Origin of the sequence: Amycolatopsis sp. NPDC059235 (genome assembly GCF_042754125.1) — a bacterium.
GTDB lineage: Bacteria > Actinomycetota > Actinomycetes > Mycobacteriales > Pseudonocardiaceae > Amycolatopsis > Amycolatopsis albidoflava.
This window is the reverse complement of sequence record NZ_JBHZAG010000072.1, coordinates 1-17,657: the sequence shown is the minus strand read 5'-3', so window position 1 is coordinate 17,657 and position 17,657 is coordinate 1. Positions and strand designations below refer to the sequence as shown.

The window sequence follows — 17,657 nt, the reverse complement described above, 5'->3', positions numbered from 1 at the left end:
CGGATCATCGGTCAGGGAAGCGTCGTGAGTCGTGAATCAATCGTTACCCGCGCTTGATCAATCGGGTGAACCTCGATGTTACGGGCTTCAGCTCCTCGACCTTCAGCGCCATGAGCACCCCGAACGAGACCGCGATCCCGACGATTCCCTGCAGGATGAGCTTGATCCAGGCGTGCGGAACCGGGCTGAGCGACGAGGGCACTATCAGCCCCACGACCCACGCGGCGCCGACCCCGAGGACACTCGCCACAACGGTGAACAGGATCACCCCGATCACCCGCTTGCTGCGCAGGTTGCCGAGCGTCACCCACAGCCACACCTGGCCGAGCATCGCGCCGATCACATAGGTCAGCGCGTTGACCATCATCACGCCGAGCACGATGTTCTCCGCGTTCAGCAGCACCGGGCACAGGAACAGCAGCGGCACCTTGACCACGGTCATCACGATCATGATCAACGTCGGCGTGCGGGCGTCCTTCATCGCGTAGAACACCCGCATCTGGAGCATCACCAGCGCGTACGGCAGCAGCGCGAACGCCGTGATCGCCAGCGCCTGGCCCATCCGCTCGGCGTTCGCGATCGGCCCCTTGCCCATCGCGAACAGCGCGACGCCCATCGAGGTGCCGACGATCGTCATCACCGCGGAGATCGGCACGAGCGTGACGGTGGAGATCCGCGACGCGTAGGACAGGTCGCTGACCAGCTTCTTCGTGTCGCCGTCGGCGGCCGCGCGGCTCATCCGCGGCATGATCGCGGTCAGCAGCGAGACGCCGAGCACGCCGTAGGGCAATTGGAACAGCAGCCACGCGTAGTTGTAGGCGGTGACGCCGCCGGAGGTGCCCTTGGTGAGCACCCGGGTGGTGATCGTGAGGCCGACCTGGCTCACCGCCACGTAGCCGACGACCCACAGGGCCAGCCCGCCGAACTCCTTCATCCGGCTGTCCAGGCCCCAGCGCCAGCGCGGGCGGAAGCCCGACCGCAGCAGCGGCGGGATCAGCATGAGCGCCTGCGCGGCGATGCCGCCGGTGACGCCGAGGCCGAGGGTGAGCACCTTCGGATCGGTGATCGACGGGTGGTCGGTGTCGATCGAACCGGGCATCAGCCACACCACGAGGATGGTGAAGATGACCACCAGGTTGTTGATCACCGGGGCCCACGCGGTCGGCCCGAACACGTGCTTGGCGTTCAGCATCGCCGAGACCAGCGCGAACACGCCGTAGAAGAAGATCTCCGGCAGCAGCAGATAGGCGAACGCGGTGGTCAGGCCCGCGCTCGCCTCGCCGGACGAATCGATGTACAGCGAGGTGAACGCCGGCGCCGCGACCACCGCGATCACGGTGCCGATGAACAGCACAGTGACGCCGGTGGTCAGCAGCCGCTGCGCATAGGCCTGGCCGTGGTCCGGATCGTCCTGCGAACGCACCAGCAGCGGCACCACCACACTGGTGAGCACGCCGCCGAGCAGCAGTTCGAAGATGATGTTCGGCATCGTGTTCGCGACGTTGAACGAGTCGGTCGCGATGCCCGAGCCGATCGCCGCGACCAGCAGCACCTTCCACAGGAAGCCGGTGATGCGGCTGATCAGCGACGCGATCGCCATCCGGCCGGACGCCTTGGCGACCGAAGGGCCCTCGTCCTTCGGCTGCTGCGGAGCCTCGGTCGGACGCGCGAGCGGCGCGTCCTTGATCCGCGGCATGACCTGGGTGGCCAGCGCGTCGTACGGGCGCAGCACGTCCGGGTCGGCGGTCGGCCACCGCGAGGGAGCCGCCAGCGGGACGCCCGCGGTGCGCGGGATGAACCGGGTGGCGTCCGGGTCCCGCATCGCTTCTTCCTGCCACGGCCGGACCGGCGCGCCGGGACGCGGGCTGCGGCCCCGGTGCACCGGCGGCGGTGGCGGACCCGGCGCGTTCGCGGGCGGCGGCGTCGGCTGCGGAAGCTGGCCGCGGGCGGGCGGCTGGTTCGACGGCGGGAGCGGCTGCGGACCCGACGGCGGGAGTTGCTGGGGTCCGGACGGCGGCCCGGACGGCCGCGGCGGGGGCGGCCTGCGCACCGGCGGCATCGCGGCCCTGGTCGGGGCCGGGCGCTGGCCGTTCGGAGGAGGCGGCGGCGGGACACGGCGCGGCGCGCGGTCCCGGGGCTCACGGGGGTCGCGCGGTTCGCCGCCGCGCGGGTCGATCCGGCGCGGCTGAGCCCGGTCGGACGGCGCCCGGTCAGCGGGCGGACGCTCGTCGGGCAGGGGCATCCGGCGGGTGCCGTTGGGCGGCGGCTGCCTGCGGTCGGCGGGCGGCGGCGGAGGGGGCGGCTGGCGACGGGCGTCCCGGACCGCGCGGCGAGGAGGCTGGTCGTCCCGCCTCGGCGGCGCGCCGTCCCGCCGAGGACGACCCGCACGCTCGGGTGGTTGACCCGGCTCTTTGTCCAACGCGTGCCCAATCCTCGGCGGTCCCCTGGCCCCTGCCATTGTGGCAGCGCCGACCCAGGGTAATCGGGAACGGGCGCGAGCACCCGGCCCCTTCGGCTGTCAGGGCGTGCCGCCTCGGCTTTCCTTGATCCGCCGGTAGATCCGCCGGGACGCCAGCAGCAACAGCGCGCAACCAGCGGCGACGGTGACGATGATGGTGATCGGGCCGTATTCGGTCGAGGTCAGCTCGAACCGGGCGGTCGCGCCGAGATCCGTGCCCGATGGGGTGGTCAACGACACATCGACCGACAGGTGCCCGGCCCGCAGCGCCTCGATCTGCACGTATCGGGTCTGCCCGCCCTTCGCCGGGAAGAGCAGGTCCTTGGCCTTCTCGGGCCGGATGCCCATGCTGTTCTTGAGCGCGATCTGCGCGGTGACGCCGACCGGCAGGTCGTTGTGCACGTACACCGGCAGCGGCGAGGATCCGGACGCGAGCGCAAACGTTTGCTTCGGCTGTTCCACGGTCACCTGATCGCGGATCGCGGCGAGTTCGGCGGTCGCGTTCGCCGAGGCGGACGAGGACGACGACGAGCCGAACGCGGTCGAACTGCCGCGGACCAGCGCGTCGCGCACCGGCCCGACGATCGCCCCCGGCTCGATCCGGTTCCTGGGGTCCACCTGCATCGCCGACAGCAGGCCCGCGCTGTCCTGGTCGAGACTGGACAGCTGGTCGGCGACCGCGGCGCCGCCGTCCGAACGGGTGCCGGAGACCAGCGAAGCGCTGCCTTCGGGGGTGCTGCTCAGGAGGTCGGTGAGCGTCGACCCGGCCGTCACGCCCGCGTTGGTGAGCTTGCCGAGCCCGGACAGGAAGGCGTTCAGCTCGTCGGTGGTGGCGTCCCAGCGCCGGGGCGGGGCGATGAGCATCGGCCCGCCGGTCGAGCCATCGGTACGGCCGAGCCCGGCCTCGAACGCGATCGCGGCGAGCCCGTTCTGCGTGGAGACCGCGCGCTGCGACGCTCCGCTGAAGGTGGTCGGCGTCTGCGGGCTCGGCGCGAATCCGGTGAGGCCGGCGGTGGCCATCGAGTTGGTCGGCTGCGCGCGCAGGCCGTCGGAAAGCGTCGCCGCGCCGGTGACGGTTTCGTCGTCACCGCCGGCCTTCAGCTTCGCGCTGTCGGTGAGGACGGTCTGGAAGCCGCCGGCCGAAATCGCCGCCAGCGCCTTGTCGTCCGGCGTTCCGCCTGGCCACAGCACGCCGGTTTGCGATTCGACGCCGAGCACCTGGCGGATCGTCGCGGTGCCGTTCAGCGCCGTGGTCATCAGACCGGCGTCGGGATTGCCGTCGGCGCCGCGGATCTTGCCCAGGGTGGCGAGGTCGGCGTCGGCGAACGGCAGCGGGATCACGCAGCGGCCGGTGACCAGCGCCCGTAGTGACGCCAGCCAGTTCGACGCGGCGTCCGCGCCTTTGCCCGTCACCCCGCCGTTGACCCGGTAGCCGCCACGCATCGCGTCGACGGTGCGCAGCAGGTCGGGATCGAGGGCGAAGCAGAGCGAACCGCCGATCTTCTGGTTGTTCTCCTGCGCCGCCCGTGCCGCCGAGACCAGCGAATACAGCCGTCCGCCCGGGCTCAGCTCGTCGGCGAGCGAATCGTCGGTGAGCGTCATCGGCACGCCGAACGGCGCGGACTGGATGTGCGGGGTGCTGTCGGTGATCGGCCACAGCACGGCCAGCTTCGAATGCCGCTGCGCCGCCTGGTTGTTCGCGTGACCCGGCGTCGAGAGCACCGGCATGAGCAAGCTCACCGCGGCGAGCCGGGCCGGGCCGCCGTACTCCGGCGTGCCGTTCACGTTCACCAGCAGCGGGTACACCCCCGGCCGCAGCGCGGCGCCGCGCGGGCCGGTGAGCGGCACCGTGATGTTCAGCTGGGCGCTCTGCCCCGGCTCCAGGTCCTCGGCGAGCAGCGAGAAGTCGGTCAGCGGGGTGTCCTGCACCGGGTTCCCGGCGAGCACCGAGTCCATCGCGCGCGGGCTGGCCAGCCGTTCGCCGATCTGCAGCCGGGCCATCGGCTTGACGATCCGCCGGGATCCGGTGTTGGTCACCGTCCCGGTCACCGTGATCGCCTGGTCCGAGCTGGTGATCAGGCGCGGGGCCAGCTGCCCCAGGTCGAGCCGCAGCCGGGCGGGTTCCGGCGACGGACTCTCCTGCGCGCCCGCCGGCGCACCGAACAACGCGGTGGCGGCGACGATCAGCAAGGACAGCAAGAAGGCGGCGGGCCGCTTCACTCGGGTGCTCCCTCTCAGCCGCGCTCGTCGGGCGCGAAAAGTTCTGCTGCCCCGCGAACCAGCTTGCGCTCGTCCGCGTAGGCGAGGGTGGTCTCCAGCTCGGCCAGCGGAACCCAGGCGACCTCGGTCACCTCGACGTCCTCGTCCGACAGTTCGCCGCCGGTGGCCTCGAGCAGGAAATGGTGCACGGTCTTGTGCACCCGGCGCTGCTGCGCGACGAACCAGTAGTCGATGGTGCCCAGCGGGTGCAGCACGCGCGCGGAGATGCCGGTTTCCTCCTTCACCTCGCGCACCGCGGTCTGCTCCACCGTCTCCCCGTCCTCGATGTGGCCCTTCGGCAACGACCACAGCAGTCTGCCGTGTCGGTCGAGCCGCCCGATCAGCACCGCGCGTTCCCGCTCCGGGTCGACGACCAGTCCGCCGGCCGAGGTCTCGTCGACCGTGGTCAGCCGCCTGCCGCGGTGGCGCCGTCGCCGCCGGCGCGGCGTCGGCGGTCCGGCGCGACCGGCAGATCCAGACATGCTGCGATGCTAGAGCAAACGGCCGCCCGGGTACTCTGGCTCTCCGTGTCCGTGTCCGGCGGCGTCCGCGGTGGTGGCGCCATTTTCGTGGTGGGATTCGAGTGAACAACCTGGTCGCCCAGCAGAACGCGGTGACGGAACTGATGCGAGTGTCCCCGCTTGCCGACGAGCTGGCCGAGCGCTTCGCGCGCGCCGGCCACAGCTTGTACCTGGTCGGCGGCAGCGTGCGCGACGCGCTGCTCGGCAGGCTGTCGAGCGATCTCGACTTCACCACCGACGCGCGCCCGGACCGGGTGCTGCAGATCGTGAGCGAATGGGGCGACGCGGTCTGGGACGTCGGCATCGCGTTCGGCACCGTCGGCGTCACCAAAAACGGCACGACGTTGGAGATCACCACGTTCCGCGCGGACAGCTACGACCGCGTCGGCCGCAACCCCGAGGTCACCTTCGGCGACACCATCGAGGGCGATCTGCTGCGCCGCGACTTCACGGTCAACGCGATGGCGATCGACCTGGTCGGGAAGACGTTCATCGACCCGCACGACGGGATGGACGCGCTGCGGCTGAAGGTGCTCGACACCCCGGCGCTGCCGCAGGAGTCGTTCGCCGACGACCCGCTGCGGATGATGCGCGCCGCCCGCTTCTCCTCGCAGCTCGGCTTCACCGCCGCGCCGCGCGTGGTCGAGGCGATGACGTCGATGGCCGAGGAGATCGACCGGATCACCGCCGAGCGGGTGCAGACCGAGCTGTCGAAGCTGATGCTCGCCGCGGATCCGCGGCCGGGTCTTGAGCTGCTGGTGGACACCGGGCTGGCCGAGCGCGTGCTGCCCGAACTGCCCGGCATGCGGCTGGCGATCGACGAGCACCACCAGCACAAGGACGTCTACCAGCATTCGCTCACCGTGCTCGCGCAGGCGATCGCGCTGGAGAAATCGCACGAGCCGACGAGCGAGCCGGACCTCGTGCTGCGGCTGGCCGCGCTGCTGCACGACATCGGCAAGCCGGCCACCCGCGAGTTCGCCCCCGGCGGCGGCGTGAGCTTCCACCACCACGAGGTGGTCGGCGCGCGGATGGCCCGCAAACGTTTGCGGGCGCTGAAGTACTCGAAGGAAATCGTCGAGCAGGTCTCCCAGCTCGTGTTCCTCCACCTGCGGTTTCACGGGTACGGCGGCGGCGAGTGGACCGATTCGGCGGTCCGCCGCTACGTCACCGACGCCGGCGACCTGCTGACCCGGCTGCACAAGCTCGTCCGCGCCGATTCGACCACGCGCAACAAGCGCAAGGCGGCCGCGCTGCAGGCGACGTACGACGACCTCGAGGCCCGCATCGAGCGGATCAAGGAGCAGGAGGACCTCGACCGTGTCCGCCCCGATCTCGACGGCAACGAGATCATGCGCCTGCTCGGCCTCCCGCCAGGCCCGCAGGTCGGGCAGGCCTGGAAGTTCCTCAAGGAGCTGCGGCTGGACCGCGGTCCGCTGGAGCACGACGAGGCGGTCGCCGAGCTCAAGAAATGGGCCAAGGCGGAGGGGCTCGGTTCGGGCGAATAGTCCCAAGAAGTGAATTCGGGATCGCGGGTTCGCCACGATCCCCCATTGGCCTCTGGATCATCGACCGGGCAGCCGAGATACTCCCTTTTTCGAATCGAACAGGGGGATCGATGACGCGGCAGCACGACGGGGATCGGCGCGGTGCCAGCTTTCTCGTCATGTTGCTGCGTCGCGGCACGCCCGCGCTGGCCACGGCGACGACCGGGCTGACCGACGAGATCGCCGATCCGACCCCGGTGCGCGCGCTGCAGCGGATCTCGCGGATGGCCGGTCCGGTCGACGAACGCAACCGCGACGGTTTGCTGTTGCGGGCGGCCCGGTACGTCGTGCTGGTCCCGCTCGTCTACCGGTTGCTGGTGGTGCCAGCGACGTTCATCTCGTACGCGGTCAAGCACGGATCGCCCGGGCTGGCGTCGGTCGCGATCGTCACCGTCTGCTCGGTCGCGCTGAGTGCGTTCGGCCTGTTCTGGATGATGCGCCGGGCCCCGTTCCGCAGCGATTTCGCGGGGCGGCTGCTGCTGGTCGACCTCGTGGCCACGCTCACCTTCGAGCTGTTCATGGGCGCGACGGTGTCGCCCGCGGTGTTCCACGACGCAGTCGGTGTCGCGGACAAACACCTGCTCGGCAGCGTCGCCCTGCTCACGCTCGCCGTCGGCATCCCGTCCGGGATCGGGCTGGCGGTGCTCAGCCTGCCGGTGCGGCTGCTGTCGGACCTGCTCAACCACGGCACGTTCGATTTCGAGCAGGCCGCGTCGCTGTACCCGACGATGTTCGGCGTCCTGTTCACCGCGGTCGGCGCGCTGATCCTGCTCGGGCTCGGGATCCGGCTCGCGCTGGCGTACGGGATCCGCAACGGGCGGCTCGCCGAACGCGCGCGGCAGCACCGGATGCTGCACGACACGGTGCTGCAGACCCTGGAGGCGATCGCGCTCGGCGGTCCCGGCGATTCGGATCAACGGCTGGTCGAGGTGCAGCGGCTGGCCCGCGCGCAGGCGATCGAGCTGCGGCAGACGATCGAGACCGCCGCCGCGCAGCGGGCCGAGGAGGGCGCACGGCCGCTCGGCGAGAAGCTCGCGGCGCTCGCGGCGGAGATGGCACGCGACGGGCTGCGCGCGCAGCTGGTGATCGCTGAGCTGGACAACGACACGCTGTCGGAGGTCCGGCAGATCGCGATCCGCGACGCGGTGCGGGAAGCCATGCGCAACACGATGAAGCACGCGGAGACGGACAAGGTCGTGGTGCGCGTGGAGGAACGCAACGGCGGGATCGCCGTGATCACGCGGGATCACGGCACCGGGTTCAGTCCGCAGGACCGGCCGGCCGGGTTCGGGATCAGCGAGTCGATCACCGCGCGGTTGTCCGAGGTCGGCGGGACTTCGCTGGTCGAATCGAGTCCGGGCAGCGGAACGAGGGTGACGTTGTGGGTGCCGCTGTGAGCGGAGTGGCCGGTGCGCTGGCGGCGTATCGGGACGGCGATGTCGAGCGAGCGGGTGCGCTTGCTGCTGCGGCTAAAACTCCGTTGGGCGCAGAGCTGGCGACGTATCTCGCGGCGGGGCCGAGTGGTCCGGTGTACGACCAGCCCGCTGCGTTCACGGCGTTCATTCGCGGAGGCGGGAACGTCGAGTTGTACCGGCGGTTGAGCGAAGAGCTGGCCGCGCGGTACGACTCCTGGCGTCCAGCGGCGTTGCTGGATCTGGGGTGCGGCGACGGGTTGGCGATCGAGCCGGCGCTGGCGCGGGCCTCGTTCCGGCCGGAGCGGATCGACCTCGTGGAGCCGTCGGAGGCGCTGCTCGCGGACGTCGAAGTCCCTGGTGCACGCCGATTTTCGTTGACCGCACAGGACTTTCTCGCCGCGGATGGTTCCACGTGGAACCTCACGCAGTCGACGTTTGCGCTGCAGTCGATCGAGCCTGCCGCCCGCGCTGAGGTGCTGAGCGCGTTGCGGCCGCGGACGGAACGGTTGGTGCTGGCCGAATTCGACGTGCCAGACACCGCTGACCTGGAGTCGCTCGCGCAGCGGTACGAACGCGGCGTCGCCGAGTACGGCGAGCAGGCTTCCCTGGTGGCACAAGGATTTCTGCTGCCCGTCCTGCTCGGCGTCGCCGCCGGGAAGGCGCGGACGAACTGGGAACATCCGGCCGCGCAGTGGACCCGGCAGCTCGAAGCCGCCGGGTTCGCCGACGTGACCGTGGAACCGCTCGCGGACTACTGGTGGTCGCCCGCCGTGCTGATCACGGCTTCAGAGCCGGGATAGCGTTCCCTGCTCCAAGTGCTGCGCGATCGGCCGCGGCAGCAGGTACGCCGTAGCTCCGCCGGGCTGCTGGCCCCACGGTGTGGTGACGCCGGTCAGCACCCGGATCGTGCGCTGCACGCGGTACTCGTGCCGGTCGCGTTCGCGGTCCGGCGTCAGCGAGGTTTCGAGGAACCGCACCGAATTCGCGTGCACCAGGTTCCCGGCCTCGGGACCGAACCGGACGATCGTCGTACCGGCGGGCAGCGCGACGATCCGCTTGCCGCGGAAGAACGACAGCGGCGGCTCGCCGCGCATCGGCAGGATCGGCCAGTCCGCGGGCTGATCGGATTCCTCCGGGGCCTGCGGCGGCAACATCAGCAGCGTGCCGAGGAGGAACCGGGACGCGTCGGCGAGGTTGGCGAACGCCACCGGCTCCACCGCCGGCGGACGCGACACCTCCCAGCCGTTTTCCGCGCGGCGCAACGTCCACACGCCCTCGGCGGGCACCTCGTCCGCGCCGATCCGGTACGCCGACGCCGGCACGCCGTGCTCGACGAGCCGTTGCTGCAACAGCGCCAAAGTCTCGGCCCCGCGCAGTGCATGGGTCTGCTCGCCGCGGACCGCGCGGGCGAGCGAGCTGTCGTCCGGAAGATCGGCCTCGGTACGTCCCGGGCGCGGTTTGCCGAGCACGTCGGCCTCGGCGGTCGCGCGGACCAGATCGCGCACGATCGGCGGCCGGAACCCGGCGGCGCGGATGTGCTCGACCAGCTCCGGCTCCGGCGGAACGCCGTATTTGCGCAGGTAGTGCGGCACGGCGGCGGGCCAGATCCAGGTGCCGTCGGTGTGGAACGCCTGCGGCACGTCCGGGGGCGCGCCGGGCGCGAAGATGTCCGGCTGCGGCACCGGGCGGTGCAGCACGACCGGCGAGCGGAAGAGGTAGTCGAGCACGCCGCGGACCTGGTCCGGCGGCACCGGCGGACGGTTCACCACGGGCCGTTCGCCCTCGTTGTGCGCGTCGACCGGCCGCGCCTGGCGGAATCCGACGGTCAGCGGCAGCCCGGCCTTCGCGCCGAGCCAGTCCGGAAGGTGCTTGTCCGGCCTCGGGAAACGGGTCAGCTCGACGAGGTAGGACTCGCGGGCGGGCTCGCCGCCGTCGTTGGGCGGCAGCCGCCAGTCCGGCTCCTGGTCGGCGTCGAAGTCGAAATCGAACTGCGAATCGGCGTCGAGCGTGAAGGTGCCTTGGAACCAGGTGCCGCTTTCCGGCTGGTACATCGCCGCGCGCAGCTGGGTGAACAGCGTGCTCAGCTGCGGCGTGCCGGGCAGCGACACCGAAACCGGGCCGTTCTCGTCGCCGACCGCGCGGACCTCCAGCTCGGAGTAGTCGCCGACCTGCCGGAACTGCGCCGCGACCCGCGACCATCCGCCGGGCACCTGGCGCAGCGTGCGGCCGATCCCGCGCAGGATCCGCGTCTGGTCGCCGCCTTCGGTCTCGGCCTTCGGCTCGCCGTAGTCGTGCCGGGTCAGCCACAGCCCGGTGAGCTGCTTGCCCGGGACGGTCACCGAGAAATCGGTGAGCCCGAGCTGCGCGGCGCGCGCCGGATCGTTCCGCGTCCAGCGCAGGGTCAGATTCGCCTGATCGCCCGGCGCGACCTCGAACAGCTCGTCGTCGTATTCGACGTAGGTGCGCAGGTCGAACGTCGCGGGCACCTCGTTCGCGAGTACGACTCTGGCCGGCTTGCCCTCGTGCTCGCGGTCGAAGCCTTCGGGCGCTTCCTCGTCACCGATGACGGTCAGCAGCAGCGTGCCGTCGGTGGTGGAGCGTTGTGCCGCGAAAGTGCGATCGTCGAGCGTCGCGTACAGGCCGTCTGGGCGTTCTCCCGATTCCACCCGGTACCGCACGTCTGGTTCCTCCCCGAAGTCCCCCGTGTAGCCGCAACGAACCTATCTGACCGTGTCACGACCCGACCATCGGTCACCGGAGACGGGAGAATATGCGCCCACAAATACCTGCTCGGGTGACCGATCAGTGCCGTGGGTAGCGCTGAACCCAAGCGTCGCCGAGTGCGTTCCGCGCCGAATGGCGGTCGAAATGCCACAGCGCGTCGGTGGCCACCTGTTCGATCAGGTGGTGCAGTTCGAGCTGCTCGACCCACTTTCGGGGCAGCCCGGGAACGCCCACCCGCGCGCCGAGCAGCGCACCGGTCAACGCGCCGGTGAGCGCGCTGCGGCCGGAGTGGTTCACCGCGCGCAGCATCGCCTGCTCCGGGTAGTTCTCGAAGCCGGACAGCGCGGCGAACGAACGGCCGAGGACGGACAGCGTGCTGTGTCCGTCGCCGATCAGCTCCGGCATTCGCAGGTCAGGCAGGCCGTGCTCGCCGAAGAACGGCACCGCCTCGGCGACCAGGTCGCGCACTGGTCCCCACTCCGGGCCGTCGTGCTCCTCGAGGACCTCGCGGGACAGGTTCCACACCGGATAGCTGAACGAATCTTTCGTGAGCGCCTTTTCGAACACCCACGCCAGGTACGTAGAGGCAGCCACGTCGTCCGGCTGGTGCGTCACGCCGGCCAGATCGCGCACGACCTGGCCGATGCCGCCGCTGAACCCGGTGCCCGGACCGGCCGCGGTCAGCACCGCGGGCAGCGAACCGACCAGCGCGGCCGGGCCGGACAGCGGCGCGGCTTGCGGATCGCCGGTGACCAGCGCGTGGTACGCGTTGAGCTCGGCGTCGTCGATGGCGCGGCGGGCGTGCAGTTCGGGCACCTTGACGAGGAAACCGTCGGCGTTCTGGATCGCCGCGCCCTGCGTGTGCAGCCAGCGGCCCAGCGCTCCGCGCACCACGCCGGGGAACAGCTTCTCGACGTCGCGCGATTCCGGCTGTTCGCGATGCGGGCTGCGGATCACCGCCTCGGTGAGGAACAGCAGCCGCTGCGTCATCGAGCCGATCCGGCCCGGCTGATCGAACGCGAGCGGCAGTTCGCGGACGCCGTCCGGACCGTAGGTCGAGACGATCTCGTCCAGCCGCATCCGGTCGACGGCCGATCCGAGCGCCTCGCCGAGCGCGAACCCGACCCACGCGCCGACCACCCGCTGCCAGCCGTAGCGGAAGTTCTCCAGGCTCGTCTCGGGGTACTTGCCGAACGTGTCGAGCTTCGGGACCATCCGGCCCTCGTTGTCCCAGGACGGCACGAGACCGTTGGCGCGCAAGTCGTTCGGCCGCGAGCGGCTCGGCTCCGGCTGTTCGAACCGGCGCAGCCACGACCGGCCGAGGACGGTCTTGCGGCATTCGTCGGCGGTCAGCTCGAACCCGTGCCGCCGCGCGCGTTCCGCGGCCGCCTTCGGCACGTCGACCGGCTTCTCCAGCCCGATCCGGGCAGCGGTTTCGACGGCGAACTTCTCCAGGTTTTCTTCGATCTCCGGGCAGCGGCCGTTCTCGTCGACCCGCGGCTCGTGCCTGGGGAACCGCTTCGCGATCGCGGTCAGCTCGGCGCCCGCGACGTCCTCGAACGTCGCCGGACCGCCGTTGATCACCAGGTTCGGCGGGTGCTCGAACTCGGCGAGCGTCGCCAGGTCGACGCGCCACCAGGCGTGCTCGCGGGCGGGCAGATGCCGGGTCGAGCTGAAAACGCGCAGCTCGTTGCGTTCCTCGGAGAAGTAGAAGCGGTCGGTCGCGCCGGTCTTGAGATCGAAGGGCACGAAGACTTCGCAGCGCAACAGGCCGATCAGCAGCTGTTCGCGCGAGAGCCAGCCGACGCTCGCGAAAGCGAGGAGGGTTTCCAGCGGATTTTCCGGCTTCGGGTAGCCGCGGCGGATCGGACCGGCCTTGTACTCGGGGTTCTCGCGCTCGTCACCGGTCTGGTGGCCGTCGTTGTCGACCTTCACCCAGCCCGCGACCGCGGGGAGCGGCACACCGAGCTCGCCCAGCCCGGCCTTCGCGTACTCCGGGTCGACGACCTCGCGCCAGCTCTCCTGGCCCGGGTACGCGACCGGGGTGCTGAGCCCGCCCGGATGCGGATGCGCCTGGCGCAGTTCGCCGTCCGGCTCGCGCACGAGCACCGACGGAGCGGGGAAGAGTTCCTTGTCCGGACGGCCGTCGTCGAGGAAGGCGACGGTGTTGTAGGGGATCGACCAGCCTTCGGGGACCCGCAGCACGCGGTCGTGGTCGACCCGGAGGCCGCCCGGCCCGGAGACCTCGGGGCCGTGCACGGCGCGCAACCACTTCCCGACCTTGTCCACCGCTTCCGCCGCTTCCACCTACTCGATCCTCTCCAGGCTTCCGTCGGACTCGTGCTCCGCGATCGGCTTGGGCAAGACGTACGCCACCGCGCCGCCGGGAAGGTTCGCCCAGGGCACCGTCACCCCGGTGATCACGCGGAGTGATCTTCGGAGGCGAAAAGTGCTGGTCATGCGCTCCCGTTCGAGTGGCAGGGACGTCGTCGCGAACCGTACCGCCTGGTGGTGGACCAGGTTGCCGGGTTCTTCACCGAATCGCAGGACGACGGTACCTTCCGCCAACCGAGTGAGTCTCTTGTTCCGCAGCAGCGTGAGGGGAGGGTCACCCGGCACGGGCTGGACCGGCCAGTCGGCGACCTCTCTCGCGGTTTCCAGCGGGGTTTCGCGGCCGCCGGTCGCGCGGGCGGGATGCAGCAGCAGTGCGCCGAGCAGCTGCTGAGCGGCGTCTTCGAGGCGGGCGAAGGTCTGTTCGCGGCCGTCCGGCGCGACGACCGCCCACCCGGCTTTGACCTGGTAGAGGCTCCATTTTCCGGCCTCTCGGCCACCGAGACAGCGGACGTCGCGCCACACGCCGAAGGACTCGAGCCGGTGGCCGAGGTGGGTCAGCAGTTCGGCGTCGGAAAGGACCGGGTCCGGGTTGGTTTCCCGCTCGGCCGCGATGTCTCCCGCGGTCCGCTGGAGGTCGTCCGGAGTCGGTCGCGGACGAGGCTTCCCGGCAAGATCGGCTTCGGCGGTGCGGCGCACCAGATGCTCGACGTACGGCGGGTGAAAGCCCAGGTCGCGGATGTGCTGGAGGAGCTCCGGCTCGGGCGCTGTGCCGTGTTCTCTCAGCTGCTCGGCCACCTCGACCGGCCAAATCCAGGTGCCGTCGGTGCGGTGTCTTTCGCCGACCTCGGCCTCGCGTTCGAGGTAGCGAAGGACGAGCGGCAGTTCTTCCTCTGCCAGCGGTTCGCCGGTTCCGGCGGTGGCGTGCCGGAATTCGACGCCGAGCGGGAGTCCGACGTGCAGCCGCCACCAGTCGGGCAGGTGCTCGTCGTCGCGGGGGAAGGTGGCGAGTTCGGCGAGGTAGGCGGCCGAATCGGGCGGCGTCGTCCACGGGGGCTCGCCGTCGGTGAAATAGTCGAAGTCGAACGCGCCGTCCGGGGTGAGCACGTAACGCGCCTGTACCCAGGTGCCCCGGCCCTCCTGATACATCTCAGCCCGCAACGCGGTAAGCCGCTGGACGACCTCCGTGCCGGCGACGGTATTGCGCGCCTGCACCTCGAAATGGTCGCCGAGCTGGGCGAACCCGATCCCGGCCGCCGCGTCCGGATCGGCCCGGTTCGCCTTGATCAGCCGACCGATCTCGACGAGCGCCTGCTGACCGGTACTCGTTGGTTCCACGTGAATCATTTCGTCCGGAGCGGACGACATCAGGACCCGCGACGGCGGTTCTGCGGAACGGTTCCGCGCGGGCGGACGCGGCGCGGAGTCGGCCGCGGAGCAGGCATCGAGGAGGCGTGCTGCGGTTCGGGTGCGTCGGCCAGGTGCTGGACGAGCGCCTGGACGGTCAACGCGAGCTGCGCGGGCGTCGTCCGCTCGAAGGCATCCGGGGCGAACTCGAGCCGGCCGAGCGTGCCAGCCGGCCCGGCGGTCGCCCGGACCAGTCCGTCAGGCGAGGTCAGGACAGCTGGAGCGGCGTCGAGACGGGCACGGTCGTCGCCGATGGTGCTCACGGTGGCCCCTCGTGTCGGTTGCGCGTGCCGAGATTAACTCGACCGGGTCACAAGTCACCCTAATGCCAGACGGTGAGTTACTACCCCCGTTTGGCTTCAACGGTTTGCGGCAGCGAATCGCCGCGCCGTCGGCGGGCCAGCAGATATCCGGCCCCGCCCAGCAGGTAGAGCGCGGTCGCGACGACCATCAACTCCGGCGAGTACCCGTTGTCCTTGACGAAGGCCGCCGCGATCGAGACGGCGACTACCTGGGTGATGTTGAACAGGGTGTCGTAGAGCGCGAAGACGCGTCCGCGAGCCTCGTCCGCGACATCGAGCTGTACCGAGGAATCGACGGACAGCCGCAGCACCTGCCCGGTGCCCATGATCAGGAACGACGCGACCACCGCCAACGGCAGCAGCATCGGCAACCCGAGCGCGGCCTGGGTGACCGCTGAGATGAGCAGCGACCCCAGAACCGTCCGAACCCGCCCCAGCGACCGGATCAGCCTCGCCGTCACCAGTCCCGCGACGAGAATGCCCGCCCCCGCGCACGCGACCAGCTGTCCAAGCCCAGGCAGCCCTGCTCGGAAGATCCCGTCGTCAGTGAAGTAGTTGCGCATCAGCAGCACGCTGACCAGCAACGAAATCCCGTACGCGGCGCGATGCGCGAACAACGCCACGAACCCGGCCATGACGCTGGGCGCCCGCCACGCGTGCCGGGCCCCGTCCGCGAGCCCCCGCGCCACCGCCACCACGGGGTTGGTCGGCTCGTCCACGACCGTCGGCCCCAGGACGCCCTTCGCGAACCGATGCGCGAGGAAGGCCGACACCAACGCCCCGACCGCCGCGAACGCCGTGGTCTCCGCCGAGCCGATGTCGCCAGACCCGAACACCGCCCGCAACCCGATCGCGCACCCGCCCCCGACGACCGCGATCGCCGACCCGAGCGTCGCCGCCACCGCGTTCGCGGAAACGACTGCCTTGGGCTCCACGATGTGCGGCAGCGCGGCCGACAACCCAGACCCGATGAACCGGCTGATCCCCTCAGCCAGCAACGCGAGCGAAAACAACCCGATCCCGCCGACCCCGGCCCCCACCGCGAAAACCGACGCCACGATCGCCACGGCCCGCAGGAGATTCGCGAACACCAGCACCCGCCGCCGGTCCCACCGATCGAGCAACGCCCCCGCGAACGGCCCCACCAGCGAATACGGCAGCAGCAGCGCCGCAAACCCCTCCGCGATGGCCAACGGATCAGTCGCCCGCTCCGGATTGAACAAAACGGCCCCAGCCAACCCGGCCCGGAAAACGCCGTCCCCCCACTGCGCCGCGAACCGCGTGAACAGCAACCGCCGAAACAACGGATCCCGAACCAGCTGCCAACCCAGCCGCCGCTCCCCCACCTTCACCCCGCAACCCTACCGAGCCCCCCGACAAAACCCCCAAAAATGAGACCCCCCAACCCCGAAGCTGCCACCCACAAACGAAGCCCCAACACGCCCGCCCAAGAAACCCCGCGACCACGCCGAACAGCCCCGCAGCCCCAACGCCACCGCACCTGACCAAAGCAAGAACACCTCGCAAACTGGGGCCAAACAGAGACCGGTCTCCACGAGAGCGAAGCCCCCGCAACTCAGCGCATCTGAACGCAATCGAACAGACCACGCCCCCCCCAACGCCGAAAGAACGACGCCGAAAGAACGACGCAGGGAGCACGAGGCGGGGAGAACGAGGCGGGGACCCACCGACGCGCCGGGAAGGCCCTACGGACCAAGCACCGCAGACCTGACGGACGCCCGCGAACGATGCGCAGGAAGCCCGCCCCGCAGACAAAGGACGCGGGGTGACGTGGTGAGTGGAGCGCAGGAACTGCGCCCCGCAGGGAGGATGCGCGGGGCGAGTGGAGTGCCGGAAGTGCGCCCCGCAGGGAGGATGCGCGGGGCGAGTGGAGCGCCGGAAGTGCGCCCCGCGGGAAGGATGCGCGGGGCGAGTGGAGCGCCGGAAGTGCGCCCCGCGGGAAGGATGCGCGCGGTGAGTGGAGCGCAGAAGTGCGCTCTGCAGGAAGGACGAGCGGGGCGAGTGGAGTGCCGGAAGTGCGCCCCGCAGGAAGGACGTACGCCGCAAACCCAGAGGCACGCGGGCGACTGAAGCTCACGAGGCCCGCAGCGCAGGAAACAGAGCATCGGGCACCGGCAGGCGAAGAGTTGCACAGCAGGAAACAAAACAACGCTCCCGCACGCTCCGCCTGCAAGTCACAACCAGAACAAACCCCTGACCGCAGAAGGCAAAGAGCAAGAAACGAAACACAGCCCGTCTGCCCCGAACGGGCCACCGCCCTTTGCGCCGTCGAACGGTTGGCGGCCTGTGGCACCGGAGCGAGGGCGGCTTTGCACCGTCGAACGAGCTGCGACCCGGCGCCACCGAGCGAGCTGCGACCCGGTGTCACTGAGCGAGCTACGACCCCACCGCACCAACCGCGCCACTCCCACCAGAAAAACAACACAAAAGCCAACAAACCCTCAGCAACCCACCCCACCCCAGCAACCAGCCAACAACAAAACCGCACCCCTCAACGAAACCCAGCCACCCCAGAAGCCAAAGGGGGCTCCGCCCCCGCCCACCCCGAAAACCGCACCGAAGGCACCGCGGGGGTCCGGGGGGGTCGGCCCCCCCCGGAAAAGCCGCCGCGGGCACGGGGAACGTGCGCAGCACCCAAACCGAAGAGACAACACCCACGCCCACGATTCGCC

11 protein-coding genes are annotated in these 17,657 nt (G+C 70.4%); 3 read left to right on the top strand and 8 right to left on the bottom strand.

What is annotated here, in order from left to right:
- Positions 1 to 43: 43 nt before the first annotated feature.
- The 3 genes from murJ to ACFXI3_RS34800 all read right to left on the bottom strand — a co-directional run bounded on the left by murJ (position 44) and on the right by ACFXI3_RS34800 (position 5,199).
- Positions 44 to 1,822, bottom strand: a complete 1,779-nt coding sequence (gene murJ / locus ACFXI3_RS34810; RefSeq protein ID WP_344282470.1) for a murein biosynthesis integral membrane protein MurJ — start codon at positions 1,820 to 1,822, stop codon at positions 44 to 46.
- A gap of 696 nt (positions 1,823 to 2,518) precedes the next feature.
- Positions 2,519 to 4,678, bottom strand: coding sequence for a DUF6049 family protein (locus ACFXI3_RS34805; protein WP_378405378.1), 2,160 nt, complete (start codon positions 4,676 to 4,678; stop codon positions 2,519 to 2,521).
- A 14-nt stretch (positions 4,679 to 4,692) separates the two neighbouring features.
- Entirely contained in the window at positions 4,693 to 5,199 is a 507-nt protein-coding gene (locus tag ACFXI3_RS34800) for an NUDIX hydrolase (protein WP_009085315.1), read from the bottom strand.
- Positions 5,200 to 5,300: 101 nt separating this feature from the next.
- On the opposite strand from ACFXI3_RS34800, the gene ACFXI3_RS34795 reads away from it, so the two are divergent.
- The 3 genes from ACFXI3_RS34795 to ACFXI3_RS34785 all read left to right on the top strand — a co-directional run bounded on the left by ACFXI3_RS34795 (position 5,301) and on the right by ACFXI3_RS34785 (position 9,000).
- Positions 5,301 to 6,746: a CCA tRNA nucleotidyltransferase gene (locus tag ACFXI3_RS34795; RefSeq protein ID WP_344282476.1), complete on the top strand. Its 1,446-nt coding sequence runs from the start codon at positions 5,301 to 5,303 to the stop codon at positions 6,744 to 6,746.
- Between the two features lie 110 nt (positions 6,747 to 6,856).
- On the top strand, positions 6,857 to 8,182 hold the full coding sequence (locus ACFXI3_RS34790) for a sensor histidine kinase (protein ID WP_378405375.1): 1,326 nt from the start codon (positions 6,857 to 6,859) through the stop codon (positions 8,180 to 8,182).
- Positions 8,167 to 9,000: a class I SAM-dependent methyltransferase gene (locus tag ACFXI3_RS34785; protein WP_378405373.1), complete on the top strand. Its 834-nt coding sequence runs from the start codon at positions 8,167 to 8,169 to the stop codon at positions 8,998 to 9,000. The genes ACFXI3_RS34790 and ACFXI3_RS34785 overlap by 16 nt, the downstream gene beginning before the upstream one ends.
- Here the strand turns inward: ACFXI3_RS34785 and ACFXI3_RS34780 are convergent.
- The 5 genes from ACFXI3_RS34780 to ACFXI3_RS34760 form a co-directional block, all read right to left on the bottom strand.
- Complete coding sequence (locus ACFXI3_RS34780) at positions 8,986 to 10,878, bottom strand: TNT domain-containing protein (RefSeq protein ID WP_344282484.1); 1,893 nt, start codon at positions 10,876 to 10,878, stop codon at positions 8,986 to 8,988. The genes ACFXI3_RS34785 and ACFXI3_RS34780 overlap by 15 nt on opposite strands.
- Before the next feature lie 124 nt (positions 10,879 to 11,002).
- Positions 11,003 to 13,231, bottom strand: a complete 2,229-nt coding sequence (locus ACFXI3_RS34775) for an ADP-ribosylglycohydrolase family protein (protein WP_378405371.1) — start codon at positions 13,229 to 13,231, stop codon at positions 11,003 to 11,005.
- Positions 13,232 to 14,602: a glycohydrolase toxin TNT-related protein gene (locus tag ACFXI3_RS34770; RefSeq protein WP_378405369.1), complete on the bottom strand. Its 1,371-nt coding sequence runs from the start codon at positions 14,600 to 14,602 to the stop codon at positions 13,232 to 13,234.
- Positions 14,603 to 14,622: 20 nt separating this feature from the next.
- On the bottom strand, positions 14,623 to 14,925 hold the full coding sequence (locus ACFXI3_RS34765) for a hypothetical protein (protein ID WP_344282493.1): 303 nt from the start codon (positions 14,923 to 14,925) through the stop codon (positions 14,623 to 14,625).
- 80 nt (positions 14,926 to 15,005) lie between these two features.
- Positions 15,006 to 16,316 (bottom strand): MFS transporter, encoded by a 1,311-nt coding sequence (locus tag ACFXI3_RS34760; protein ID WP_344282496.1) that lies wholly within the window; start codon positions 16,314 to 16,316, stop codon positions 15,006 to 15,008.
- Positions 16,317 to 17,657 lie beyond the last annotated feature (1,341 nt).